The 25,890-nt window shown below is 37.7% G+C and carries 19 protein-coding genes; 8 read left to right on the forward strand and 11 right to left on the reverse strand.

Going from position 1 to position 25,890, the window contains the following annotated elements:
* Positions 1-16: 16 nt before the first annotated feature.
* The 8 genes from AAOP42_RS19795 to AAOP42_RS19825 form a co-directional block, all read right to left on the reverse strand.
* Positions 17-907 carry a carbon-nitrogen hydrolase gene (locus tag AAOP42_RS19795; protein ID WP_349530317.1) on the reverse strand — a complete coding sequence of 297 codons (891 nt, stop codon included), beginning with the start codon at positions 905-907 and terminating at the stop codon, positions 17-19.
* Positions 904-1,923 carry an agmatine deiminase family protein gene (locus tag AAOP42_RS19800; protein WP_349530318.1) on the reverse strand — a complete coding sequence of 340 codons (1,020 nt, stop codon included), beginning with the start codon at positions 1,921-1,923 and terminating at the stop codon, positions 904-906. The genes AAOP42_RS19795 and AAOP42_RS19800 overlap by 4 nt, the downstream gene beginning before the upstream one ends.
* A gap of 24 nt (positions 1,924-1,947) precedes the next feature.
* Complete coding sequence (locus AAOP42_RS23820) at positions 1,948-2,241, reverse strand: type II toxin-antitoxin system RelE/ParE family toxin (protein WP_502947679.1); 294 nt, start codon at positions 2,239-2,241, stop codon at positions 1,948-1,950.
* Positions 2,226-2,465 (reverse strand): hypothetical protein, encoded by a 240-nt coding sequence (locus tag AAOP42_RS19805; RefSeq protein ID WP_349530319.1) that lies wholly within the window; start codon positions 2,463-2,465, stop codon positions 2,226-2,228. Before AAOP42_RS19805 ends, AAOP42_RS23820 begins: the two co-directional genes overlap by 16 nt.
* Before the next feature lie 44 nt (positions 2,466-2,509).
* Entirely contained in the window at positions 2,510-3,112 is a 603-nt protein-coding gene (locus AAOP42_RS19810) for a precorrin-2 dehydrogenase/sirohydrochlorin ferrochelatase family protein (protein WP_349530320.1), read from the reverse strand.
* A 67-nt stretch (positions 3,113-3,179) separates the two neighbouring features.
* Positions 3,180-5,312, reverse strand: a complete 2,133-nt coding sequence (locus tag AAOP42_RS19815; RefSeq protein WP_349530321.1) for a ferredoxin-like domain-containing protein — start codon at positions 5,310-5,312, stop codon at positions 3,180-3,182.
* A 328-nt stretch (positions 5,313-5,640) separates the two neighbouring features.
* Positions 5,641-7,032, reverse strand: a complete 1,392-nt coding sequence (gene glmM / locus AAOP42_RS19820; RefSeq protein ID WP_349530322.1) for a phosphoglucosamine mutase — start codon at positions 7,030-7,032, stop codon at positions 5,641-5,643.
* Between the two features lie 120 nt (positions 7,033-7,152).
* Positions 7,153-7,383, reverse strand: a complete 231-nt coding sequence (locus tag AAOP42_RS19825; RefSeq protein WP_349530323.1) for a hypothetical protein — start codon at positions 7,381-7,383, stop codon at positions 7,153-7,155.
* An 87-nt stretch (positions 7,384-7,470) separates the two neighbouring features.
* Here AAOP42_RS19825 and mazG point away from each other — a divergent pair, with 87 nt between their 5' ends.
* The 4 genes from mazG (at position 7,471) to AAOP42_RS19845 (ending at position 12,245) form a co-directional block, all read left to right on the forward strand.
* Positions 7,471-8,277, forward strand: a complete 807-nt coding sequence (gene mazG, locus AAOP42_RS19830) for a nucleoside triphosphate pyrophosphohydrolase (protein ID WP_349530324.1) — start codon at positions 7,471-7,473, stop codon at positions 8,275-8,277.
* A gap of 10 nt (positions 8,278-8,287) precedes the next feature.
* Positions 8,288-8,782 (forward strand): 2-C-methyl-D-erythritol 2,4-cyclodiphosphate synthase, encoded by a 495-nt coding sequence (gene ispF / locus AAOP42_RS19835; RefSeq protein WP_349530325.1) that lies wholly within the window; start codon positions 8,288-8,290, stop codon positions 8,780-8,782.
* Complete coding sequence (gene mnmC2, locus AAOP42_RS19840; RefSeq protein ID WP_349530326.1) at positions 8,775-9,455, forward strand: tRNA (5-methylaminomethyl-2-thiouridine)(34)-methyltransferase MnmC2; 681 nt, start codon at positions 8,775-8,777, stop codon at positions 9,453-9,455. Before ispF ends, mnmC2 begins: the two co-directional genes overlap by 8 nt.
* Positions 9,456-10,004: 549 nt before the next feature.
* Positions 10,005-12,245, forward strand: a complete 2,241-nt coding sequence (locus tag AAOP42_RS19845) for a phage tail-like protein (RefSeq protein WP_349530327.1) — start codon at positions 10,005-10,007, stop codon at positions 12,243-12,245.
* A gap of 214 nt (positions 12,246-12,459) precedes the next feature.
* Here the strand turns inward: AAOP42_RS19845 and AAOP42_RS19850 are convergent, their stop codons facing one another.
* Complete coding sequence (locus AAOP42_RS19850) at positions 12,460-19,470, reverse strand: lamin tail domain-containing protein (RefSeq protein WP_349530328.1); 7,011 nt, start codon at positions 19,468-19,470, stop codon at positions 12,460-12,462.
* Between the two features lie 127 nt (positions 19,471-19,597).
* Here AAOP42_RS19850 and AAOP42_RS19855 point away from each other — a divergent pair, with 127 nt between their 5' ends.
* Together AAOP42_RS19855 and AAOP42_RS19860 are read left to right on the forward strand one after the other, a co-directional pair.
* Complete coding sequence (locus tag AAOP42_RS19855; RefSeq protein ID WP_349530329.1) at positions 19,598-20,590, forward strand: aspartate-semialdehyde dehydrogenase; 993 nt, start codon at positions 19,598-19,600, stop codon at positions 20,588-20,590.
* Complete coding sequence (locus tag AAOP42_RS19860) at positions 20,587-21,777, forward strand: THUMP-like domain-containing protein (RefSeq protein WP_349530330.1); 1,191 nt, start codon at positions 20,587-20,589, stop codon at positions 21,775-21,777. The genes AAOP42_RS19855 and AAOP42_RS19860 overlap by 4 nt, the downstream gene beginning before the upstream one ends.
* On the opposite strand, the gene AAOP42_RS19865 is transcribed toward AAOP42_RS19860, so the two are convergent.
* Positions 21,774-22,217: a hypothetical protein gene (locus AAOP42_RS19865; RefSeq protein WP_349530331.1), complete on the reverse strand. Its 444-nt coding sequence runs from the start codon at positions 22,215-22,217 to the stop codon at positions 21,774-21,776. The genes AAOP42_RS19860 and AAOP42_RS19865 overlap by 4 nt on opposite strands.
* A gap of 352 nt (positions 22,218-22,569) precedes the next feature.
* Between AAOP42_RS19865 and AAOP42_RS19870 the strand changes: the two genes are divergently transcribed.
* Together AAOP42_RS19870 and AAOP42_RS19875 are read left to right on the forward strand one after the other, a co-directional pair.
* A complete protein-coding gene (locus AAOP42_RS19870; RefSeq protein ID WP_349530332.1) occupies positions 22,570-23,739 on the forward strand; it encodes an AIR synthase related protein in 1,170 nt (389 codons plus the stop codon).
* Positions 23,723-24,577, forward strand: a complete 855-nt coding sequence (locus tag AAOP42_RS19875) for a phosphatase PAP2 family protein (protein ID WP_349530333.1) — start codon at positions 23,723-23,725, stop codon at positions 24,575-24,577. Before AAOP42_RS19870 ends, AAOP42_RS19875 begins: the two co-directional genes overlap by 17 nt.
* A 10-nt stretch (positions 24,578-24,587) precedes the next feature.
* Here the strand turns inward: AAOP42_RS19875 and AAOP42_RS19880 are convergent, their stop codons facing one another.
* Positions 24,588-25,667, reverse strand: coding sequence for a mannose-1-phosphate guanylyltransferase (locus AAOP42_RS19880; protein WP_349530334.1), 1,080 nt, complete (start codon positions 25,665-25,667; stop codon positions 24,588-24,590).
* Positions 25,668-25,890: the final 223 nt, after the last annotated feature.

The raw sequence follows: 25,890 nt of genomic DNA on the forward strand, positions 1-25,890 counted from the left end.
GCAATCCACCTACAAATTAATCCACAAAACGCTTTAATATTTTCTTATAAGCATCAATGCGTCGATCCCGGAAAAACGGCCATATGCGACGTACATCTTCCGAATGAGATATGCTCACTTCAAGCACCTGATTTTCTTCCTGGTCAGAAGAAGACTGCTGAAGTATTTCGCCTTGCGGGCCCGCTACAAAGCTATTTCCCCAAAACTGAATGCCATTGGTCTGCCCGGACGGATCAGATTCGTGACCAGTTCTGTTTACTGATACAACCGGAATGCCATTGGCTACTGCATGACCCCTTTGTGAGATCATCCATGCGTCCAGTTGACGCTTTTTTTCATCTGCTGAATCCGTTGATTCCCAACCTATCGCTGTAGGATATATAAGCAAATCTGCACCTTGCAATGCCATCAAACGGGCAGCTTCAGGATACCACTGATCCCAGCAAACCAACACTCCCAATTTTCCCAAAGAAGTTTCAATCGGTTTAAAACCCAAATCTCCCGGCGTGAAATAAAATTTTTCGTAGTAAGCAGGATCATCAGGAATGTGCATCTTTCGGTATTTTCCGGCAATACTACCATCCTTTTCAAATACTACAGCCGTATTATGATAAATACCGGGTGCACGCTTTTCAAACAAAGAAGTAACCAGTACAATACTCAATGCTTTGGCTAAGGCTCCAAATCTCCTAGTGGAAGAACCGGGAATTGATTCGGCCAAATCAAAGACATCTACGTCTTCCGTCTGGCAAAAATAAGTGGAGTTGTGCAACTCCTGCAGTACCACAAGTTGTACTCCATTGGCTGCACAATCTTTGATGTTCTTTTCCAGTTTGCAAATATTTGCTTCTATGTCAACAGTATTAGCCTGCTGAACAATTCCAATTTTAATGACTTTTGAATTCATGATATCACCCCCTCCGGGTATTGCATAGTGACACAATGCAACGAACCGTGTTGCTTGGTCAAAGATGTACAATTTATTCCTATTACTTCTCTATCAGGGAAAACGGATTGCAAAATCCGTTGTGCTTCCTTATCTTTTTTACTTCCGTAAAACGGCAACAATACTGCGCTATTAATAATCAAGAAATTGGCATAAGTTGCTGGCAATCTTTCATTTTCAAAAAAGAGCGGGTCAGCCATTGGCAAAGCAACCAGCTTATACGGAACACCTTCTTTAGTTTTGAAATCTTTGAGCTCCGATTCCATTTTTGACAATGCCTCAAAATGCTCATCTTCTGAATCAGAACATTTCACGTAGGCAATCGTGTTTTCATTGCAAAATCTGGCGAGTGTATCTATATGACTGTCGGTATCGTCACCTGACAAATAGCCGTGATTGAGCCAAAGAACTCTTTGTGCACCCAACCAAGTTTTTAGGTAATCTTCAATTTGTGTTTTGGAAAACTGAGGGTTGCGACTTTCTGACAAAAGACACTCTGAAGTGGTAAGGATTGTTCCTTTCCCGTCAGATTCAATACTTCCTCCCTCAAGGATAAAATCATTGTGGTCTTTGTAGCCAACCTCAGGGTTAAAAATTTCAGCATCGCAAAGTACTTTTGTGATTATATTGTCCTTATCGGATCGGAATTTACTTCCCCAACCATTGAATCCAAAATCTAAAATTACAGGCCCTCCATTGTCCAATACTGTGATGCCACCGTGATCTCTTGCCCAGGTATCATTAGAATCTTGCTCTGAAAAAACAATATTTTCCATGTTGCAGTCAGTCAGCAATTCCTGTACCTCTGCTTGGTTTTTACAAACCACCAATAGTTTTTGCCTACTGGATATTTCCCTAGCAATTTCTATAAAACACTCATTCACTTCATCGAGCATATAAGACCAATCAGTACCTTTATGTGGCCAAGTGAGTTGCACCGCACTTTGTGGGTGCCATTCAGGGGGAAGAAAAAACATATTATATTGTAGTGATCTTATTTGTCATATCCGTTTAAAGGATTGTTGTCGGTTATCAAAGAAATTTAAAACAACAATTCCCTTTTTAGTAACCCGATAGAACAATTTATTGTGTTTGGTTAATCGGAAACCACGAATGCGATGTTCCGAATTTTCCAGCGTGCCTAAATATGGCCATTCTGCAAGTAACTCTATAATGCTATATGTTCTGACTACAAAATTCTTTACAACAGTTGGATTCCATTCTACCTCCAGAAACTCAATAATTTCATTAAACTTCCGGTTTGCTCTTTTAGTCCAGATTATTGATCTAACCACTTGACATGCCTTTCTTTTACTAAAGCGTGACTCAAGGTCTCGTCTGGCTTAAGGCTTTCATCAAAAGCCAACAAAAGTTCCTTTTTTTCGGATTCTGTCAATTCGTTCCATAGTTCACCAGTCTGGTTTTTGCTAAGACTTTTGATCAGTTCCAGCGACCCTTTTAGTAAACTCTCATCCTCTATACCATCAATAAGTTTATGAAATTCTTCTTTGGTTTTCATATTATCCTAAGTTTAAAGTATAAAGATATGGATTTTTCAATTATCTACTGCTTTTTGATTCCCAACCACTCCTTAGTCACTTCATTCAAGGACTTTACTTTGTATTCAAAATCACCTTTGAGTTTGTCACGGATTGCGCCCATATTGTCCAACACTTCCTGTATCGACTCAGGAATTTCTTCATTGAGAAATTCCTTTATCCTTTTGGCTACTGTAGGAGATTTACCATTGGTCGAGATTGCAATTTTCAAATCGCCTTTTTGCACGATCGAACCAAGGTAAAAATCACAAAGGTCGGGTTTGTCTGCTACGTTGCAGAGCAACCTTCGTTCTTTGGTCATTTTTTTTATTTCGGCATTGAGTCCATTGTCATTGGTAGCCAGTATCACCAATTCCATTCCGTCCAGATCGGTGGCTTCAAATTTCTTCTCCTGTAAAGAAATATTGGGGTAATTAGAGGCAATCTCCCTCACTTCCTCAATAAATTCCATAGCAACAATTTTAATCCGAGTTTCAGGACTATTGCCTAACACCGCTTCTAGTTTTTCCAAGCCAATATTCCTTCCCCCAACTATCAGAAGTTGCAATGTTTCCAGTTTTAAAAAAACCGGAAAAAGGGTATTCTTAGTAGTAGGAGAATTACTCATATCAGCATGAAATTAAAAAAAGCCTAAATATCTCTATTTAGGCTTTCCATAGTCTTTTTTAAAGGTGTTAAGCCTGAACAGCAGAGTCAACCAATTCGGAAACGGTTGTTTTTTGAACCTGTCCTAAAAAATATTCGGCTGCTGCCAAATACTTTTCAGCAAACTCAGCTGAAGCCTCATTTTTATTGATTTCTAATACTTGGTCTTTAAACGAACCTTCACTACTCCATATTTTGGCATCAGCAAACTGCTCATCCATATTATTAAGGATACCAATTTGGGTATTCACTTCTATGCTTTTGTCCGTCAACAGAGCTTTAGCTGCATTGATGAATGTATTGTATGAATGGTATATGGCATCAGCATATTGATTGGCTTCCAAGGCTTCCTTAGACCAAACAAGTTTTTCTTCTGCATCAAACAACAAAGTAGATACCAAGTCAATGATTACACCGGCGCATTCGCCTACTTCAGTCTCCACAGCAAACTGATCTGCTTTACCCCAGTCGATATAATCTGAAGGCTGCAATGTAGATTGATCTGCAAAAGGCTTTAACATTTGATAGAAGTAATCTTTTGTTTGTCTTCTGTAGTAATCAGCGTAGTATTCACCGTCATTGCTATTTTCATTATAATCTTCCAAAAGACACCTTAAAACCTGCGGTCCTTTTTTACTTGGAATTTTAATTACTTTTTCGGCAAGATACCCTTCTCCATTTGGCCTTGTTCCTCCACCCAGCAATACCTGAAGTGCAGGGAATACTTTTTTAGTTTCCTTGTTTTTCAAAGAACTACCATGAAAACCAATACTTCCAATACCATGTTGACCACAAGAGTTAGGACATCCACTTATTTTGATTTGGATATCATTATTACTGATAAAATCAGGATATTCGTTGATAATCACTTTCTCCAATTCCAGTGCAATATGGGTACTGTCAGAAACACCTAAGTTACAAGAGTCCGTTCCAGGACATGCCATGACATCTGCCGTACTTCCAAAACCCGGATCGGCAAGGTTCAATTTATGTAACGCAAGGAACAGCCCGCTCAAGGCTTCCTTAGTAACAAACCTTAATACGTACCCTTGATTTACTGTAACACGAATATCATCCGCTGCAAATTTCTTCACCACATCAGCAAAAAGATGTGCTTTGGCTGCACTCATATCTCCATTTGGCAATTTGATGGCTACTCCAAAATATCCATCCTGTTTTTGCGCAAATACATTGGTCTTTTCCCACGAATTGTATTTGGCAGCAAGAGCTTCCGGTATCTCTACAGCATCTACAGGTGACGGCAACACTGCATCAGGCACAATGTTTCTGTCTATCTTATATGATTTTACTTTGATTGACTTCCATTCTTCTTGTACCAGTTTCAATACTTCCTCTACACCTATATCGTTCATCAAAAACTTGAAACGCGCTTTTACCCTTCTTTTTCTTTCACCATATCTATCAAAAACACGAAGAACTGCCTCGGTAAATGGTATGATCTGGTCTTCTTCCAAAAACTCATAACCCAGCACTGCAGTTAAAGGCTGAGCACCCAGTCCACCTCCAAGCATCACCCTAAAGCCTCGTTTTTCTTCTCCGTCAACTACTTTCACTTTAGGAATGAATCCTATGTCATGAATAAATGAGATGCCTGTATCGGCATCACTAGATGAAAATGAAATTTTGAATTTTCTGCCCATTTCCTGACACACAGGATTTCTCAGGAAGTAACGGAAAGTTTCTTCTGCATAAGGAGATACATCAAATGGTTCTTGTGGATCTATGCCTGACTTAGGAGAAGCTGTTACATTTCTTACTGTATTGCCACAAGCTTCACGAGTTGTTATACTGTCTTGTTCCAATTTCGCCCACAACTCAGGAGTTTTTTCCAGACTTACATAGTGAATTTGTATATCTTGTCTGGTGGTAGCATGCAAATTTGCACTTCCGTATTCAGTGGAGATATCAGCGATTCGTTTCATCTGACTGGTAGTCATTCTGCCAAACGGAATCTTGATTCTTACCATCTGTACCCCTGGTTGCCTCTGACCATAAACACCCCTTGCCAGCCTTAAGCTTCTAAACTTGTCCGGGTCAATTTTCCCCTCCTTAAATAGCTCAATTCTATTCGCCAGGTCAATAATGTCTTTCTCAACGACAGGGTTGTTGAGGTCTTCTAGTTCACTTCTAAAACTTCTCATCTTTATCTTTGTGTTATGCAACAAAAAAGCCTTTCTCATTAATTTAAGAAAGGCTTTTGTTATATTTTATATTTAAAATCAAAATAATAAATTGTAACCCTTCTCTTGCATATATATACAACAGCAGCAATATGTCAATTTATCAGTTTGGGTAATATCGTCTAATCTCTGAATCATTAATGTCTGCTAAGAACGCAAAATATAATTTCAAGGTTCAAAGATAATGTAGAAAAATTTAAGGTAATATTTAAAACCTTCTTCTTTTGCAAAAAAGTATTCCCACCAAAAAGGATCGAATGTCCCTTATCCCGATTTAAACCCAATAGGGTCAAACACTTTCAGTCACGATCTCTTTAATATCCATCATTAGTTTATTGGCCAAATGTTCAGCAGTTGACAAACTTTCTGATTCTGAATAAATCCTAATAATAGGCTCAGTATTTGACCTTCGTAAATGAACCCACTCCTGATCAAATTCTATTTTTAAGCCATCTACCTCATTAATCGGTTGTTTCTTATATTTTTCCTTGACAGCTTTCAACACACCATCTATATCCATTTCTGGGGTTAGTTCAACTTTATTTTTTGAAATATGATAATTAGGGTACATTCCTCTGAGCAGCGAAGCACTTTTTCCAAACTTAGCCAAATGACTCAAGAACAAAGCAATCCCAACCAAAGCGTCTCTGCCATAATGCAGCTCCGGATAAATAATACCTCCATTTCCTTCACCACCAATTACCGCATTGGTTTCCTTCATTTTGGTCACTACATTTACTTCACCTACTGCGGATGCTTCGTAACTACCTCCATTTTTTAACGTGATGTCTTTCAATGCCCTTGTGGATGACAAGTTGGAAACTGTATTTCCTTTCACATTCTTAAGTACATAATCAGCAATCATTACCAAAGAATATTCTTCACCATAAGGCTCTCCCATTTCAGATACAAACGCTAACCTGTCCACATCCGGATCTACCACTATTCCCAAATCAAAACGCCCGGCTTCTACTTCCGAACAAATTGTTGTAATATTTTCCGGAAGGGGTTCGGGATTGTGAGGAAATTGTCCGTTGGGTTCACCGTAAAATATCTCGAAATTTTTAACACCCAGTTTTTCAAGTAGCAATGGTATTGCAATTCCGCCCGTAGAGTTCACAGCATCAACAGCGATTTTAAAATTCCTTCCGGTAATGGCTTCTAAATTAACCAAAGGCAGTTCAAGGATTTTATCGATATGATATTCTATATACGAATCGTTAGTAGTATAATTGCCCAAATCCTTACTCTGTGCATAGACCACTTGCCCACTTTCAGCAATCTCCAAGACTCTTTGCCCTTCTTCTTCGGAGATAAACTCACCTGTTGCATTGAGTAATTTCAACGCATTCCACCCAACAGGATTATGGCTTGCAGTGATGATTATTCCTCCCCCTGCATTTTCTACGGGTACAGCCATTTCCACAGTAGGGGTAGTCGAAAGTCCCAAATCCACTACGTCAATGCCCATGGCCTGAAGTGTGGAAGAAACCAATTGTGTTATATATTTTCCTGACGGACGTGCATCACGCCCGATCACTATTTTTTCTATACCTGAGTTGTCTTTCACCAATTGGCCAAATGCCGAGGTGAATTTTACAACGTCGTTAGGAGTCAAGGCTTCACCCTCAAGTCCACCTATTGTTCCCCTGATACCAGAGATTGATTTAATTAGAGCCACTTTTTATAACCTGTTTAAATGGGGGCGCAAATGTAGGTAAAGCACACCATACCCTGAAGAAAAATTCTTTTTTTGAAAAGGATTAAATTAGTTGGAGGAGCAAAATATACTTTAATATGCTTATTTAAACTTGTTCATTACTTTGGTCACTTCTGATTCAGGATTGCCACAAGCTTCTCCTGCTCCTACTGTTTTGCCACAGTACCCACATGCCTCACCTGTTTTGTTCAGGTATGGGTTTTGCGATGCGCAAGTGCCTTTGAACTCACCTTTTTTTAAAAAAATAAGCCGTACAGACATCATTATAAAAAATAGCGCAATAAATCCGATTCCTAGTAATACAGTTGTCATATTTAAAATATCTTAGTGCAAAATTAGACATTATTGAATAAATACAAGTGTTTTCAATTAACACTTTTAATATATAAACAATTCCCAATGACCGATACTAAGTCAATTTCAGACCCCAAAAGAGCCGAAAAACTTAAAGCATTTGACCGATTGCTTACCATTATGGACGAACTGAGGGAAAGCTGTCCTTGGGATAAAAAACAAACCTTAGAAACCCTGAGGTACCTTACAATTGAAGAAACCTACGAACTGTCTGATGCCATTTTGGAAAATGATTTGGAGGAAGTAAAAAAAGAAATTGGTGACCTGATGTTGCACATGGTGTTTTATGCCAGAATTGGGTCTGAAAAAGGAGCTTTTGACATAGGGGATGCGCTTAACGGCATATGTGAGAAATTGATTTACCGTCATCCTCATATATATGGGGACACCAAAGTGGAAAATGAGCAGGAAGTAAAGGCAAACTGGGAGAAACTAAAACTCAAAGAAAAAGGAAATAAATCCGTGTTGGGAGGAGTTCCGGGATCTTTACCGGCGCTAGTAAAAGCAATGAGAATCCAAGAGAAAGCCCGAGGAATTGGTTTTGATTGGGAAAAGAAAGAACAGGTATGGGAAAAAGTACAGGAAGAAATGACTGAGTTTGGGGAAGAACTTGAAAAAGGAAAAACCAGTACAGAAGCAGCAAAAGAAGAATTTGGTGACCTATTGTTTTCATTGGTCAATTATGCCAGATTCATCAACATAGATCCGGAAGAGGCATTGGAAAGAACAAATAAGAAATTTATCAAGCGGTTTCAGTATTTGGAATCTGAATCAAAAAAAGACGGTAAAACAATATCTGATATGTCTTTGACCGAAATGGACAAATATTGGGAAGCTGCAAAAAAACTATAAGTCCATTGACATGAAGCCAAATATAAGAATAGGATATGGATATGACGTGCATCAACTGGCACTTGATATACCATTTTGGATAGGGGGCATACAAGTTGATCACCACTCAGGGGCATTCGGACATTCGGATGCGGATGTGTTGATCCATGTAATCTGTGATGCACTACTTGGTGCGGCAAACATGCGGGATATTGGCTATCATTTTTCTGATAAGGACCCAAAATACAAAGGAATCGACAGCAAAATCTTACTTAAAGATGTAGTAGCTCTGATCAAAACCAAAGGTTACCTTATTGGAAACATTGATTGCACCATTTGCCTGCAAGAACCAAAAATCAATCCTTATGTCCCGGAAATGAAAGCTTGTCTGGCCACAGTAATGGGCATAGACGAGGAGGATGTGTCCATAAAAGCTACTACAACAGAAAAATTAGGTTTTGTAGGGAAAGAAGAAGGAATTGCTGCACATGCAGTAGCGTTGATTTACAAATCAGAAAATGCTTGAAATAATTAAAACCAAAGACGGCTCACATTCTTTACTGATTCCTGAAATGAATGAAACCTATCATTCTACCCACGGGGCACTAACAGAATCAAATTATGTATTTATAGACAAAGGATTAAAATACTACGTTGAAAAAGAGGCTACAACTCCGAACAATCACATCAATATACTTGAAGTAGGTTTTGGAACCGGCCTCAATGCACTGCTCACCAGTATTTATGCCAATACCCACAAACAATTAGTCAGTTATTTCTCTTTGGAAACAAATCCAATTGACCCGTTGATATTGGAGCAACTCAATTACCACAAACTCATTGACGACACGAAAGGTCAAGAGTTATTTCAATCCATACATGCCTGTGAATGGGAAAAATTGGTTGAAATAAATAAATACTTTAGTATTAAAAAAATCAATCAGGCTTTACAAGAGTATTCCGGTGAAACTGAACTTTTCGACCTGGTTTACTTTGATGCATTTGCTCCTTCCCGACAACCAGAAATGTGGGACATTACGTTGTTTGAAAAAATATATGGTTTAATGAAAAAAGGCGGAGTACTTGTAACTTATTGTGCACAAGGTCAATTCAAACGTGACCTAAAAGCCTGCGGTTTTGAGGTTGAAAAAATACCAGGGCCACCCGGCAAAGCAGAAATGACCAGGGCTTGTAAATGACCCTTTCCTTGCTCTTCATTGTAACCAAAGAAATCAAAAAACATTTTTGGCACCCATAAGATTAGCATGTTTAACTTGATGAGATGCCTGCCTTCGCAGACATGACAGCAATAGCTGTAGAACGGGATATTTATTTTCAATACACTACTGATAAATATTCATAATCTCTTTGCGATCTATATTTTTTTAATTAAAATTAAACGTTATTTATATTAATATTTAATAGTTAACAAACAAGGCAAACGCATTTGCAAATTCTTTTTACCCCCTGAATTCAGGGGTATATTAGGGTTACTGTTACTTTAAAAGATACCACAACTGGTATCATATCCGTTATTTTAAGTCCTTTTGTCATTTCGACGAAGGAGAAATCTTTCTTATTGACCTGCAATAAACAAAGAAGGTTTCTACCTGTTGGGAAACATGGCCTCCAAAGTCGGGATGACAAGGTGGCATTTGCTTAGCCTGACGGCTATGGCAACTGGTGCGATAAGGAGCTTTTTTAGATGCGTTTGCCTTAAAAAGGCATTAATAACAAACACCTAACTTATGAAACATTTATTGTTAATTGTTATCGCAGCTTGTGTATACGTAAATGCACTTGGTCAATCTTCTAAAATCGGAGTAAAATACGAAGGGGTGATTATCAATAATACCGGAGCATCTACTCCGGATCCTTCTGCTGTGCTAGATGTCAACTCTCAGGATAAAGGAGTGATCTTTCCCAGGCTTACAGCAGAACAAAAAAACCAAATCACTAATCCGGCTGAAGGTTTGTTGATCTATAATCTTACGACAAAGTTTTACGAATACTTTAATGGTACAGAGTGGCTGGTATTTGGGACAGCTCAAATACCCCCTAATGCCCCCTCAGGATTAGTAGCCACCTTTGTAAGCATATCTCGCATAGATTTATCCTGGACTGATAACTCTGATGATGAAACAGGGTTTATAATAGAAAAGAGAATTGGGGCAGGCGGCACATGGACAGAAATAATAACAGTAGCAGCAAACACGACTACTTTTTCGGATGACGATCTCGGGTCAGAATTTAGCGAAGGAGAAACTTATTATTATCGACTAAAAGCCACTAATAATGGGCTATTAAGTGAATGGAGCAATGAAATCAACGTTTCTATCCCCCCTTTCATTTCTACCTGGAAAACAGATAACGCTGGCACATCAGGCAACACACAAATTAAACTGCCACTGGAAAGCAGTGGCACTTATAACTTCAGTGTGGATTGGGGGGATGGCAATAGTGATGTCATTACAGCATGGAATCAAACAGAAACTACGCACACTTATGCCACATCAGGAACCTATACCGTATCGATAGCTGGTACTATAAACGGATGGAGATTCAACAATACTGGTGACAAATTAAAAATAACAAATATAAGCCAATGGGGCAGCCTATTATTGGGAAACAATGGCGGATATTTTTATGGGTGCTCTAACCTTGACCTCACAGCTACAGATACTCTTGACACCAGTTCTATTACTAATTTTAGCTCTGCATGGAATTACTGTAAAAGTTTAACCGCTTTCCCTTTAATTGATACAAGTGCTGGCACTGATTTTAGCTCTGCATGGAATTACTGTTCAAGTTTAACCTCTTTTCCTTTAATAGATACAGGCTCTGGCACTAATTTTAGTGTTGCATGGTCTCGCTGTTCAAGTTTAACCTCTTTTCCTTTAATTGACACAAGCTCTGGCACTAATTTTTCTAGTGCTTGGAGTTCTTGTAATAACCTAATTTCTTTTCCTTTAATTGACACAAGCTCTGGCACTAATTTTTCTAGTGCTTGGAGTTCTTGTAATAACCTAATTTCTTTTCCTTTAATAGATACAAGTGTTGGTATCGATTTTTCTTACGCTTGGGGTAATTGTTCTAGCCTAACATCCTTTCCATTAATAGATACCAGTGCTGGTACTAATTTTTATGATGCTTGGAAATATTGCTCTAGTCTAACATCTTTTCCGTTAATAGATACCGGTGCTGGTATCTTCTTTTCGGATGCTTGGAAAAATTGTAGCTCCTTAACATCCTTCCCTTTACTAAATACTAGCTCTGGAATGTGGTTTTTACGTACTTGGGAAAATTGTAGTTCTTTAACTTCCTTTCCGTTAATAGATACCAGTTCTGGTACTACTTTTAGTCGAGCTTGGAGGAATTGTAATTCCCTAACATCATTTCCTTTACTAAACACCAGCGTTGCTACCAATTTTTCTTACGCTTGGTCGGAATGCACCTCATTAACATCGTTTCCATTGTTAGATACAGGAAGCGGAACTGATTTTTCTTACGCTTGGTCATTATGTACTTCATTAAGCACATTTCCTTTATTGGACACTAGTGCTGGAATTAAATTTTCAAGTGCTTGGAATGGTTGTAATTCCTTAACATCATTTCCTTTATTAGATGTTAGCTCAGGAGCACTTTTTTATAGTACATGGTTAGGTTGCAGTGCCTTGACTTCTTTTCCTCAATTGGATACCAGTTCTGGAGGTGATTTTCGTTACACTTGGAGGAATTGTACTTCCTTAACATCATTTCCTACCTTAGATTTAGAGAAAATGCATAATGGGACAGGTTGTTTTGAAAACACTAATATTGGAGCAACATCATACAGCAATTTATTGGTGGATATAGAAAGTAAAAACAGCAATACCGGCGTTACATTTCATGGAGGAAATGCAACCTATAATGCTGGAGCATCCACTACCGCAAGAGCGGCACTGGTAGCAAATTCCTGGACCATCACAGATGGGGGGCAAACGCCTTAATGATGGATTTTGACTTACTTCTAACCTGAGTTCGATTAATATTACCAAAAAAACTCGTAACCGTCACTCAGAGGAGCTTTTATTGGAAAGTGCGATAGGAAGCGACGTGAGAGTCCCTATGAATAAGAGATTCTCACGGCTTTCAACGCAAAGCCCAGCCCAAAAGCCTCTGAATGACGAGTTTTTGAATAATTTTAGAATCGAACTCAGGGTTCTAAAACCTAGTACCAAGCACCACTGTTTCTTTCATTATTTCTTTATTGCCATTGGCGTCAAAAAATTCAAAGTAAATGGCATAATAACCGGCTCTTGCTCTTGAGCCTCTGTTGTCAGTTCCATCCCAGGTAAAGAAACCCGAAGTGGAAAGTAAATCGCCCTGAGCAAGGGTTTTCACCAGCCTGCCAACAGGATCATACACATTTACATTGGCAAATGTCCCTGCATTTTGGAGGTCGTAACTGATGGTTGTGAAATCATTTACTCCGGTATTGTCAGGCATAAATACTTTTGGCTCTATGCTTAGTGTACCGCTTATTTGAGATTCCGTTTTGAATTGTGAGTTCATCAATCCCGGTGTGGCAAAACCAACTGTACTCGCAGCAGATTTCCAGTTGTTGGGATCATTGGTAGCTCCATCAAAACTGATCCTTTCCAAAGACACTCCATCCACCTTATCAAGCAAAGCAAAATGAAAGTCACTGTCATAATCAAACAAGTCAATGACATTATCCAGCGAATCCAGCAAAATCACTGATCCTTGTGAATCAGCATACGCTGGAAATGGAGACATTTCCAAAAAAGTACTTTCATCGCCACTTGGATAATCAGCTTTGAGGGTTGTGGCATTACTGGTAAAAACAAGAAAAGTGTGAGGCAAAAAGACATAATCTGTAACTGAGATCTTGTCTGCATCAATTTCCCCGGCAGAATTATAATTCGCCAATTGCCAGTTTTTCAAATTGATGGCTTTATCCGATTTGTTATACACTTCTACAAAATCCACACCGCCACTTCTGGGGTTGAATAGAATTTCATTTAAAACAATGTCGCCCGCCACCCCTTGTTCGGGCAATACAAATTCTACACTATTAGACTCGGACCGGATCATATTCCCAACACAATCATTGAAATTTTCAGCTTCTATGGCATAAACCACCTTTGGAGATATTTCATCACTGAATGTCAGTGAAACGTTTTTATTTCCTACTTTATGAAGAACTATCTCATCGATGGTCAATTGTGGATCGATGGTAAAAAAACCGTTTATAAATTGATTTGGGTTTAATTTTTCATCAAAAATCAATTCTACTTTTTTGTCGGGTTTAGCAATTGCTTCTATCAACTGAGGTCCCAGATTATCAGGATTTGGAGTGGAAACAGAATTTTCTTTTCCAGGGGTTCCACCCGACAGGTCTATGGATGCCGTCCAGTTATTCTCTTCCCCACAAGGGTTATTGGTATCAATCATTTCCAATGACCAACCTCCGTCTTTCTTGTTACTGTCTTTGTACCAGCTTTGTTGATAGGTCAACGAAAACACAAGGTTTTCTGCTTCATAGATAGATATTTGTTCTCCTCCGTTGCTTAGCGATAGCCAGTTCCCTACTGACAATATATTTATACCGCTAAACAAATCCGCACTACCTGAAGGAACCAAAACCAAATAGGAATGAGACAACATTATCTTAGTTGGCAAGCTGGTTTCCGAATTTTCATCCCTGAGAATTAAACCAGACAGTTCTATATTTTTATCAGACGCATTGTAAATCTCCAGATATTCCGTTTGCGGCAAGCCCACTTCGGGATCTGGATCAGCCATTATTTCTGTAATCAGCAATTCATTAAACTTTGGTTTGGCACCTTTTCCAAAAGGGAAACTATAGGATTCAATTGCATTTCCTGCGCAATCAGTTACATTATTTATTCTAAGTGTATCCAGTTGACCTTCAATCAATGCTTGTTCCAAAATCAGCGTTAATTTACTTTTATCCTGCCCAAAAGCTTGAATTTGATCGATTGTTAAACCTCCCGAAAAAGTAAAATTTCCAATGATCATACTCTCAAAATCCATTGGTTCATTAAAGCTTATTTCCATGGAAACATCCGAGACAAATTCGATCTTAACCACTTCAGGTACAGACTGATCAGGTTCGGTATTGAAAAGGGAATTTTCCCTCCCAGGAGTACCGCCACTGGTATCGTCCGAAGCAATCCAATTTAAACCAGGCAAACATTTTTCTCCCAAGGAAAGTCTTTCTATCGAATATCCACCATCCTTTTTTGTTTCATCCCTGTACCAATCGCTTGAATAGACAACCTGATCTAAGATTATTTCACTTTCTGCCACTGACAGTACGAGACTATCTTCTGAATTTCCAAGTGAAGGAAAATTAGCTATTCCCAAGACATTTTGGTTCTCAAAAAATAGTGCATTGCTCGTAGAAGTAAGAATAAGGTACTGTCCTGCCAAAAGTGAGTAACCACTGAGTAAAGTCTGGCTGGTTCTATCTGAAAGCTGAATTTGGTCAAGAACAATCTTTTGGTTGGAATTATTGTAAATCTCCAAATATTCTACATCAGGAAGGCCTACTGAAGGGCTGGGGTCAGCCATGATTTCCGTAATTAGTAGTTCTCCTGATTTAGGGATGTAAGGTGCGATATAAGTAAAACTCAATATTGTTTCCTCAATCACATTCCCACTAAGGTCTTTGATATTGCTGAGGCTTAGATTGTATGACACACCACCCTGAAACATGCCATCAAAAGTTAGGGAGACGGTATTAGATTCCGATAAATACTTTACAGTTATTGGCTTCCCAATGCCTTCAACAAGATAGTTTGATAAGATGTCTGTAGTGGCATTATTTAACGGCTCTGAAAACGAAACATTCAAAGATTGTTTTGAAATTACTGTTACTTCTGTTGCTACCGGAGCAACCTCATCTTTGGAAAACTCAGCAACAAAAGCAGGAATCATGTTTCCAAATTCATTGGTGAGCATTCCCCAATCTAAGGTATAATTCACCCCGTTTATAAATTCCTTTTCAAAAACCAACCTTACTACCTTATTGTCTTCCTGATCTGGAATGACCAGTATCGGAAAACTAAAATCAGGAGTCACTTCAAATGTATTTGTCTCTATAAGAGAAGATTTGTCTATTCCTACTTCAAATGCAATTTCAAGCGTATTGGCATTCAGTATTTTCATAGATGAAAACCTCGAATCAAAGAAGAAGCCATATTCAGATTTAACCATGAGATTTTCGTTTTCATCATGGATATTCTTTACTTCCAGAAAGTTATTGCTATTGTCTTCTATAGAATTAGGAAAAGTAAAACTTACTTTTTGATGGTTTATAGGGTCAATTTCTATTGAAGCAGGGTTTTGTTCATGGTTCAATGTAGTGTTGGAAAGAACATTTAAATCGATTTCATTTGGTGTTTTGTTAAATACAATTTCCAGTTGGTTTACTGACAAAGTTGAAATTTTACTTATATAAAAACTTTGATAGTCGAATGTGGTCTGAACAGGATCAATCAAAGTGTTTTCCCTTTGATCAGTCAGGTTAGAAATAGTGATAGGAATATCTGAAACTTCTGGAAATATTCCGTTAAAGGTCAATCGTACTATATTTTGATTTTCAAGGTCAATGGTCACTGTTTCCGGATTTCCTATTTCACCTATCAGGAAATTATCCACTGATGTTGCACTGATTTTTTCCAGAGATTCGCTAAAAACAAGGGTTAATTCACTTTCCGAAAAGACGATGATACTATCCAATTGAGGCGGAAAAATGTCGTAAGTAAATGGTGTCCTAATTCTTGTGGCAATTTCATTGCCAGAAATATCTTTTACATTGTCAACAATTAATTCAAAAGTCACTTCCGGTTCAAAGTCACTGGCAAATTCCAGAATGACAGTGGAATCATTTTCATTCAAAACTCTGGAAGTAGAAAAATATTCATCATAATAATAGTTCTCAACAGATTGTGCTGATACTTTTTCAACCTTTTCATCAAACCATACTTCCAGCGTATTAGAGTTAGTTACTGTCAATGACTTGACTTTAGGAGGCCGGGTATCATATACAAATGAGTATTCTGGAGTGGAAACGAATTCTCCAGAAGTATTTTTGATGTCTGTAGTACTTAAAATTAATACTTTGTTATCGTCTAAATTGTTTTCAAACAGAAGATGGAATAAGTTTTCATCAGTTTGATCGACATAGACAAGAGATGGATTTCCGACCTCATTATCTACTGAATAATTGAGTTTATTCAATGTTGTAGATGGATCAATATTTTCACTATATCTAATATCCAATTGGTTAATTGATTTGACCATTACAGTATCAATTGCCTGATCATAAGTGAAATTGGAAACAATCGCACTTACCAGCGCATTTTCTTTGATGTCTTTCAGGTTTTCGATTGTCAACTCTACTGCCTCCAATGGCTTGAACTCATTTTCAAATGTCAATTGGATACGGGAAGGGTTTTCTCCAAGAATCGCTGAAGTAGGATTTTCCGATTCAGTTCCTAATGTATAGTTACTTTCGGTTTCTGCTATTTTCTCTTCCAAAGGTTCATCAAAAAACAGTTCTATTTTGTTCAGGGAATTGATTACAATGCGCTCCAGATTTGGAGGTTCAATATCATAGTTCAATGTCAAAGTATTTTCAACAATTGCATTGCCAGTACAATCCTTAACACCTGATACGCTGATCTCATAACCCTTTCCTGAAATCAAATTTTGCTCCAAAACCAACATAACCAATAAATAGGAAGGATTTATTGATGCTACTTCGAGCATTGTTGAACCCTCACTGATTGCATAATTTGCAGAAATAAATGATGCCTGATCAATCGGTTCATTAAATGTCAGCTTTAGAGTGCTTTCATTCAATGCCTCTACAGCAATCAAATTGGGGCCAAAAACATCCGAGGAATTATCATAATTTGAGTTTTGTGCTCCGGGAGTTCCTCCACTAGTATTGGTTGAGGATGACCAATTGCCTTGATAGTTGCAGACCAATTCCGGATTAATTTGCTCCAAAGTCCAGCCTCCATCCGATTTTTCACTTTCATACCAATCTGATGAAAAAGTGATACTATCCACCAAATTATTAAGATTATCCATTAACAGTACAGGCTCTCCTCCATTGATTAGCGTATTCCATGAAGTCACCCCGATAACATCTCCAAAAGTTTCAAAAGCTGTAACATCACTAATGGCAGTCAATATCACATAACTTTTAGCATTCAATACAAAATCCGGTATTTCTCCACCTGTAAGTTCAAACCCTCCAATATTGATTGCCTTTTCGGTAGTGTTGTACAATTCAACAAATTCGGCGTTTGGCAAGCCTATTTCGGGTGTAGGGTCTGCAAATATTTCATTGATTACTATTTGTCTGGATTCAGTTGGTGAAATAATTTCAAAATCCTTACTTATACTTTCAGCAATGGCATTTTTTGAAGCATTTTCAACTCCTCCGACTGTTAATACATAATCATTGTTTACAAATGAAGTTGCAAATGTCAAATGGATTTTGTTGGCATCTGTACCATCCAATACAGCAGTTTCAGGTGTTCCAATATTGAAATCGACCACATAATTATCAAGTGTTTCAACAGAAACCTGATCTATATTTTGATTAAAAATCACACCGATGGTTGTTTCATCTATTACTGTTATTTCAATAATAGACAATGGCAAATAAGAAAATGAAGCAGTTGTATTAGGTTCGATGGAATGATTGCCACCATCCTGAACGTTGTTGACCGTAAGCGTATAATCAGCTTGTTGAAAATCTGAATCGAAAATCAAGTTTACTTTTTTACTATTAACGTTATTTAGAATTGCCAAAGAGGGATTGCCAATTTCATTATCCAGAAAATAATTATTCAACACTTGCGAGGAAACTTCATCTAGTTCCAGATTGAAAGTCAACTCTATTTCACTCTTTGATAAGACTTCAAGCGATTCAATAGCTAATGGTATAATATATTCAAACTGAATTGTTGATCCGGCTGTTACTTCACTATTGCCAATACCGTTTTCTAAATTGCCATAAGTGAGAGTGTAATTTGTCAGTGGTTGAAAAGGAGAATCAAATCTTAATATGGCTACTTTAGTATCATCTTGATCCAAGGTTACCGAATTGGATTGTCCTATAGAATTGTCAATGTTATAATTCGCCACCGTTTCAGCACTGGCTTCTTCCAGGTCATCATTGAAAGTAAGCTGAAGTTCGGTTTCAGAAATAGTTGCAACGGATTCCAATTCGAGTTGGAGATATTGGAAGTTTTGTACTATTGGGGTAGCCAGTGGGGTATTGCATTCATCGGCCACAGCAGAAATGGTCAACTCATAATCAGATGAGGATAAAGCCGAAACAATCAATAACACTTCATTCTGGTTGTCCACATCACGTGTAACAGAATTGATAGTTATCCCATTATTAATCGAATAGTTGGAAATAGTTTCAGCAGAAATCTCCTCCACATTTTTGTTAAATGTCACCTTGATTGATGAAGCACTTTCTACAGCAATTAAGCTCACTGCCAGATCACCATAGATTGATATGTCATCGAAATAAAATTTAGCTGCATTGGTTTTTGTATGAAAACAAACAAATCCAAAATATGAAGTAGTTGTATATGTATCATCCAGAAAAGATGCCCCTTCACTTAAAAATTCTGTGCCACCCGCCGAATCAGCATTAATTTCCCAATTTCCAATACAATCTCTTTTTACCTGAATTCTGGCTTTAACATTACCACTAAATGATGTACTTCCGGTAAACAATAGTGTTTCAGTTCCATTAGCATCATGCCTGAAGAATTTAATATAATCCTCATTAGATTGTCCTATTTCGATGTAATAGCCATCAAGATCCGTCTCTAAATTCTCTTGATTAGAAGCCAAATAAACCCTGACTTTGTTTGAACCAGACGGGGCGAAACGAAGGTCTATTAAAAATTCCCAGATTGCCTGATCAAAAATGGAACTGGGAGTGGACAAAAATAATACTGAGGTTTCATCAGGTCCGTTGGAATTTAACTGCGTTGATTCAATCTCAAACTCTCCCACATCTCCACTCCAAACAGGATTATTCGTGAAATCACCATCTGAGAAATCTTCATTGAACTGTGCCTTAACAACAAAAGGACTTAATGTTAAAAATACAACCAATACAACTTTTGGTATTAGGAATTTCACAATCAGGGTTTTAACTAAATAAATTTGTTGCATTTTGCACAATGGTTATTTGTCCTTTGTCATTTTAAATATAGTAATTTTGTGCTTTCAAAAGTGAAAAACATTTTTATCATTAAATTATAAAACAGTGAAACTAGCAATTGTAGGATCTACCGGACTGGTAGGATCAGAAATCCTAAAAGTACTTGATGAAAGAAATTTTGTATATGATGAATTGATGCTTGTAGCATCTGAGAGGTCCGTGGGCAAGAAAATTTCTTACAAGGGAAAGGAATTCACAGTGATAGGAATGGACGATGCGGTAGCAGCAAAACCGGATATTGCTATTTTCTCAGCCGGTGGAGGTACATCACTAGAATGGGCACCAAAGTTTGCAGCAGTAGGCACTATCGTTATCGACAATTCTTCTGCATGGAGAATGAGCCCTGACCACAAGCTGGTAGTTCCTGAAATCAACGCAAGTGCAATCAAAATTGACGACAGAATCATTGCCAATCCTAACTGCTCTACCATTCAAATGGTATTGGCACTAGGTCCATTGCACAAAAAATATGGTATTAAAAGAGTGGTTGTTTCTACCTATCAATCCGTAACAGGAACGGGAAAAGCAGCCGTTGATCAGTTGCAAGGTGAAAGAAATGGCACTGAGCACAGTAAAGTATATCCTCATCAAATTGATATGAATGTGTTGCCCCATATTGATGTATTCCTCGAAAACGGGTACACAAAAGAGGAAATGAAAATGATCAATGAAACGAAAAAAATATTGAATGATGATTCCATTCACGTGACAGCTACTTGTGTAAGACTACCTGTAATGGGAGGTCATTCGGAATCTGTCAATGTAGAGTTCCATAAACCTTGTGACCTGAAAGAAGTAAAAGAAATATTGGCTTCTACCAGCGGTATTGTGATTCAGGACGATCCTGCAAACAATGTCTATCCTATGCCATTGACCGCACACAACAAAGACGAAGTGTTTGTTGGGCGTTTGAGAGTAGATGAGTCAAATCCAAATTCTTTGAACATGTGGATAGTAGCTGACAATTTGAGAAAAGGAGCAGCTACAAATGCCGTTCAAATTGCGGAATATATAGCAGAGCACAATTTAGTATATTGATTGAGGAACTTTCCAAACCGGAAGTAATAGAGTTTGTCCTTCAGCATGAAAATGAAGAACCAACCAAGTTAATTCTGGGTCAGTCAAAATATAAAAACATACCTGTCCAACTGGCTGTAGCTCAAATACAGTCCAGGAAAAAGGCAAGAAAAAAACTCCCTGAATGGTATTCTGTTCAGGGAGTTTTATTTCCACATGGAGTATCTCTTGAGCAATGCTCTTCTGAACTTACTGCCAAATACAAATCCAATCTGATAAAAGGAAATACCCTTATTGACCTCACTGGAGGTACTGGAATAGATACTTTTTATCTTTCAAAGAGTTTTCAAAATACAATCTATGTAGAGCAAAATGAAGCACTTAGTAAATTGGCAAGGCATAACTTCTCAGCATTATCCACTTCTATCCGGGTTGAAAACTGCTTATCAGAGGAGTTTCTAAAAAAAGAGTCCGAACCTATAGATTGGTTTTATATCGACCCTGCCCGAAGAGATGAGTACAATAAAAAGGTGTTTCGAATAGACGACTGCACTCCTAATATTCTCGATATTCAAGAAAAGATCTTGAGTAAGTCAAAAGGACTATTGGTTAAATTCGCACCGCTACTCGATATAACAGAAATAACAAGAAACCTCTCCAACATATCAGCCATCCATGTGGTCTCTGTGAACAACGAGTGTAAAGAATTGCTAATCAAAATGATGAAGGGCTATTCAGGAGACATTGCAATGCATGCTGTAAACCTCCAGAGTAACGACCTGTTGCAGGAATTTTCCTACTTATTGAAAAATGAAAGTTTGTCGGATGTTTCATTTTCTTTGCCAAAAAAATATTTGTATGAACCAAATAGTGCTGTATTAAAATCCGGAGCATTTAAGTTGGTCGCCAATCAGTATCAATTAGAGAAACTTCATATCAACAGCCACCTTTATACTTCTGAGAAACAGGTGGCTGATTTTCCGGGAAGAACATTTGAAATCATTGGAATAGAAACACTAAAAAAACAGTATGTATTGCCTTATTTACCAGATGGGAAAGCCAATATAACCACCCGCAACTTTCCCATGAGTGTAAATCAAATCAGGAAAAAAACAGGCATAAAAGAAGGTGGCGAAATTTACATATTTGCCACCACATTGGTTACTGGAAAAGCCAGCCTGATAATATGTAAGAAAATCCGGACTTAGAATTCAAGATTTAACCTTTGAGCCAAATTATCAATTTTAGACTGTTCTTCATCTGAAATACCATCGGCAGCATTGGCAAACAAATACATGCACTCCAAGACAAATTCTTTGTCCGACTGATTGTCTTTAATGCTGTCATTTAGTGCATTCAAAAATTTCTTTTGCCATTTATCAATGTTATCTAATAAATAACGAAACTCTGTTCTAAACGCAATAGCGATCAATTCCTTGTCATCTTCAGGGCCGTTGACAAATTCTTCTGACAACCCTTTGGTTGCCATCACGATTCCGTCCCATTCCTCTTCATCCAAAACACCATCACTCATGCAGACCAATAATGCTGGGTATAACTTAGTTAGATAAGAGAACTGTTCCCTATTAAGATTTACTTTTCTGGATTTTTTGTATTCTTCATATAGAAGATCAACCTGGTTGCTCATAGTATGTGATCTAGTGTTAAGCATAAAATTATTTAATAAAAACCTTACCTACGCAATTTATCAATACGATTTTATTTAAAAAGGTAAACTTAAAATATGATTTATTTTATAATAAGTATAATGTTTCAAACGAAATAATTTGCAATTTATTGAATGTCAATTGCTTATATTATAAGTAAAGTCACGGTTTTAAGCAAAGTATTAATACTGATCAAAACACTTCAAAAAGCAAAGAATCTCAAAGAGCAACATGAGAAAAGATTATACACAGAGAGGAAGAGGAAAGATGTTGCGTTGCTTTCTTAAGAGTTGACGGCAAATTATTAGCTTTGCCATTCTCTAAAGATTTGAAATGAAAGAAAGATATATGCTGAGGGGAGTTTCTGCCTCTAAAGAAGATGTGCACAATGCCATCAAAAATCTGGATAAAGGACTTTTTCCAAATGCCTTTTGCAAAATCGTGCCTGATATGCTGGGTGGTGACAAGGCATTTTGCAACATTATGCATGCCGATGGAGCAGGTACCAAATCCGCTTTAGCTTATATGTATTGGAAAGAAACCGGGGACCTCTCAGTATGGAAAGGTATTGCGCAGGATGCGGTGATTATGAATATGGATGATCTGATTTGTGTTGGTGCTATTGACAATATCTTACTTTCATCTACCATTGGAAGAAATAAGAATTTGATTCCCGGAGAGGTGATAAAAGCCCTTATCGAAGGTACTGAGGAAGTTTTGGAGATGCTCAGAGAAAATGATGTTGATATAAAATCTACAGGAGGAGAAACTGCCGATCTAGGGGATTTGGTAAGAACAGTGGTAGTCGATAGTACTGTTATCGCCCGTATGCCAAGAAAAAATGTAATTTCCAATGATAATATCAAACCGGGAGATGTGATAGTTGGATTTGCATCCTACGGCCAGGCGACTTACGAATCGGAGTATAATGGTGGTATGGGCAGCAATGGCCTTACCTCAGCAAGACACGATGTGTTTCATAAAGACTATACAACTAAATTCCCGGAGTGCTTTGATCCGCATGTCCCAGAAGATCTAGTATTTACAGGAAATTATCATCTTACAGATTCGGTTGAAGACAGCCCTCTGGATGCCGGAAAATTAGTACTCTCTCCTACCAGAACCTATGCTCCTGTAATGAGTTCTATTCTTGCAGAGCTACGGGAAAACATACATGGTGCGGTACATTGCAGTGGTGGGGCGCAAACAAAAGTGCTTCATTTTGTAGAAAACTTACATATTATTAAAGACAATCTATTTGACATCCCTCCTCTATTTAAAATCATCCATGAGGAAAGCGGTACGGACTGGAAGGAAATGTACAAAGTATTCAACATGGGGCACAGACTGGAGCTTTATGTGGATGAAACTCATGCCAATGAAATCATTTCAATTTCGGATAGCTTTGGTATTGATGCCAAAATAATTGGCAGAGTTGAAAGTTCAGAGCAAACCAAGGTTACTATCAATTCCACAAAAGGAAATTTTGAATACCTTAAATAATCACTTCAATAAAAAGAATTACCTGTTAATATCGATATTAGCACTTTTGCTCTTATCAAAAGTCACCTTTTCTTATGGTTATAGCTTTAGTGATTCTTTAGAAATCAAAAAGAAAAGAAGCTACTTGGGCAGCTACTTTTCTGATGCAGGAAAGCTATATAGTGCACCTTTTCACTGGACGGGAAAAGACTGGTTTAAAGCAGGGGTTGTTGCAGGTACAGGATTGGGAATTTACGCATTAGATGATGATATTCAGCAATGGTCAGTTTCTGATAGAACAAAGGCCAGTCAGGATATTTCATCGGTTGCTGAAAAATTCGGAAATACAAGCTCCACTACCATTGCTTTAGGAGTAACTCTTGTTTCAGGGTTGATTATTAAAAATCAAAAAATGCAGGACATTTCATTATTGGCACTCAAATCAAGTTTACTCTCTGGTCTTTTGGCACAAACCATCAAAAACATTGGACACAGAAGCCGTCCAAATTCAGGGAATAGCAAAAATTCATGGTATGGCCCGGCAATAGGAGGAAAACACAAGGCTTTTCCTTCCGGGCACACTGCTACAGCCTTCGCATTAGCCACCACACTGTCACAAGTATATAAGGATAAGAAATGGATAGCTATTACATCCTATTCACTCGCTACTGTCGCAGGATTCTCTCGAATTCATGACAACAAACATTGGGCAACTGATGTTTTCGCAGGTGCTGTACTTGGCTATTTTACATCAAAGACCATTTTGAAGAATGAGAAGAAAAATGGACGTGAAATTTCATTCCAGCCTTCTATTCAATTTACCAATCCTGCTTTAACAGTTCTTGTTTCATTGAACTAGTCCAAACTGACTATAAAAATTTATCCCCTTTTTTTGCCTTCACTTCATTGATATAGTTTCTGAAATTTGCTTCATTGTCTTTTTCGCAAACCAGGAGGACATCATCAAAATCTGCTACCAAATAACCATCCAGACCTTGCAGTACTACAAGTTTTTCATGATCAGATTTGATGTAATTATTAGAACAATCACTTAACAGTACATTGGCATCAACTACATTATGGTTTTCATCTTTTTCACGCAGTTCATGAAGAGAATTCCATGACCCCAAATCAGACCACTGAAAATCTCCCATTACCACAAAGACATTAGAAGCTTTTTCCATAATGCCATAATCAATTGAAATATTGCTACACTGAGCATAGGCATTTTTGATAAATTCCTCCTCACTTTCTTCATAAAAAGAAGGAGTCCCTTCCTCAAACACTTGTGCTATATCAGGGAGGCAACTTTCAAAAGCAGAAATTATAGCCTTTAGCGACCAAACGAATATCCCGGCATTCCAAACAAAATCCCCACTTTCAATGAATTTTCTTGCCAAATCCAAATCCGGCTTTTCAGTAAAGGTCTTAACCTTTTTCACTTCGTTTACTCCCTCGTCATCGAGATATTGGATATATCCATAGCCCGTTTCAGGTCTGTTTGGTTCAATACCGATAGTAATCAGCTTTTCATCTGACTCAGCTGCATCTAATGCAGTTGAAATCACCGTATTAAACACATTTTCCTTAAATATGGCATGATCTGCCGGAGTTACTATCATTAAGGCATTTGAATCTTTCTTGTTGATTTTATAAGCCGCATAAGCTATGCAAGGAGCAGTATTTCTTCTAAAAGGCTCCAGTAATATCTGATTATCAGATATATCTGGTAATTGTTCCTTAACCAACGCACCATAATTATCGTTGGTTACAACCATTATGTTATCTTTGCTGGTAATATTTAAAAATCGATCATAAGTCATTTGGAGAAGAGACCTTCCCGTACCTAAAACGTCTATAAATTGTTTTGGTCGTGCATTGCGGCTATAGGGCCAAAATCGACTCCCTATACCGCCTGCCATGATTACTACATATATAGATTTGGACATTGAATATATAATTTTAAATTTCCACAAATATATAAGGATTGATGTGATGACTTTAGTTAGAGGTGGCTTAATTATCTGTTGATTTTAAATAAAATGAATTGATGATAAATAGGGCAATTCGAATAGATAAATATCACTTTTTTTATAAAGTGTAAGGTAACAGGTGTTTATTTAAGCATTAAGTCAATTTTATTTTGTATTTTTTGTTATATTCAATACCCGA

The sequence above is a fragment of the Reichenbachiella sp. MALMAid0571 genome (assembly GCF_040151475.1).
Classification (GTDB): domain Bacteria; phylum Bacteroidota; class Bacteroidia; order Cytophagales; family Cyclobacteriaceae; genus CAXBNB01.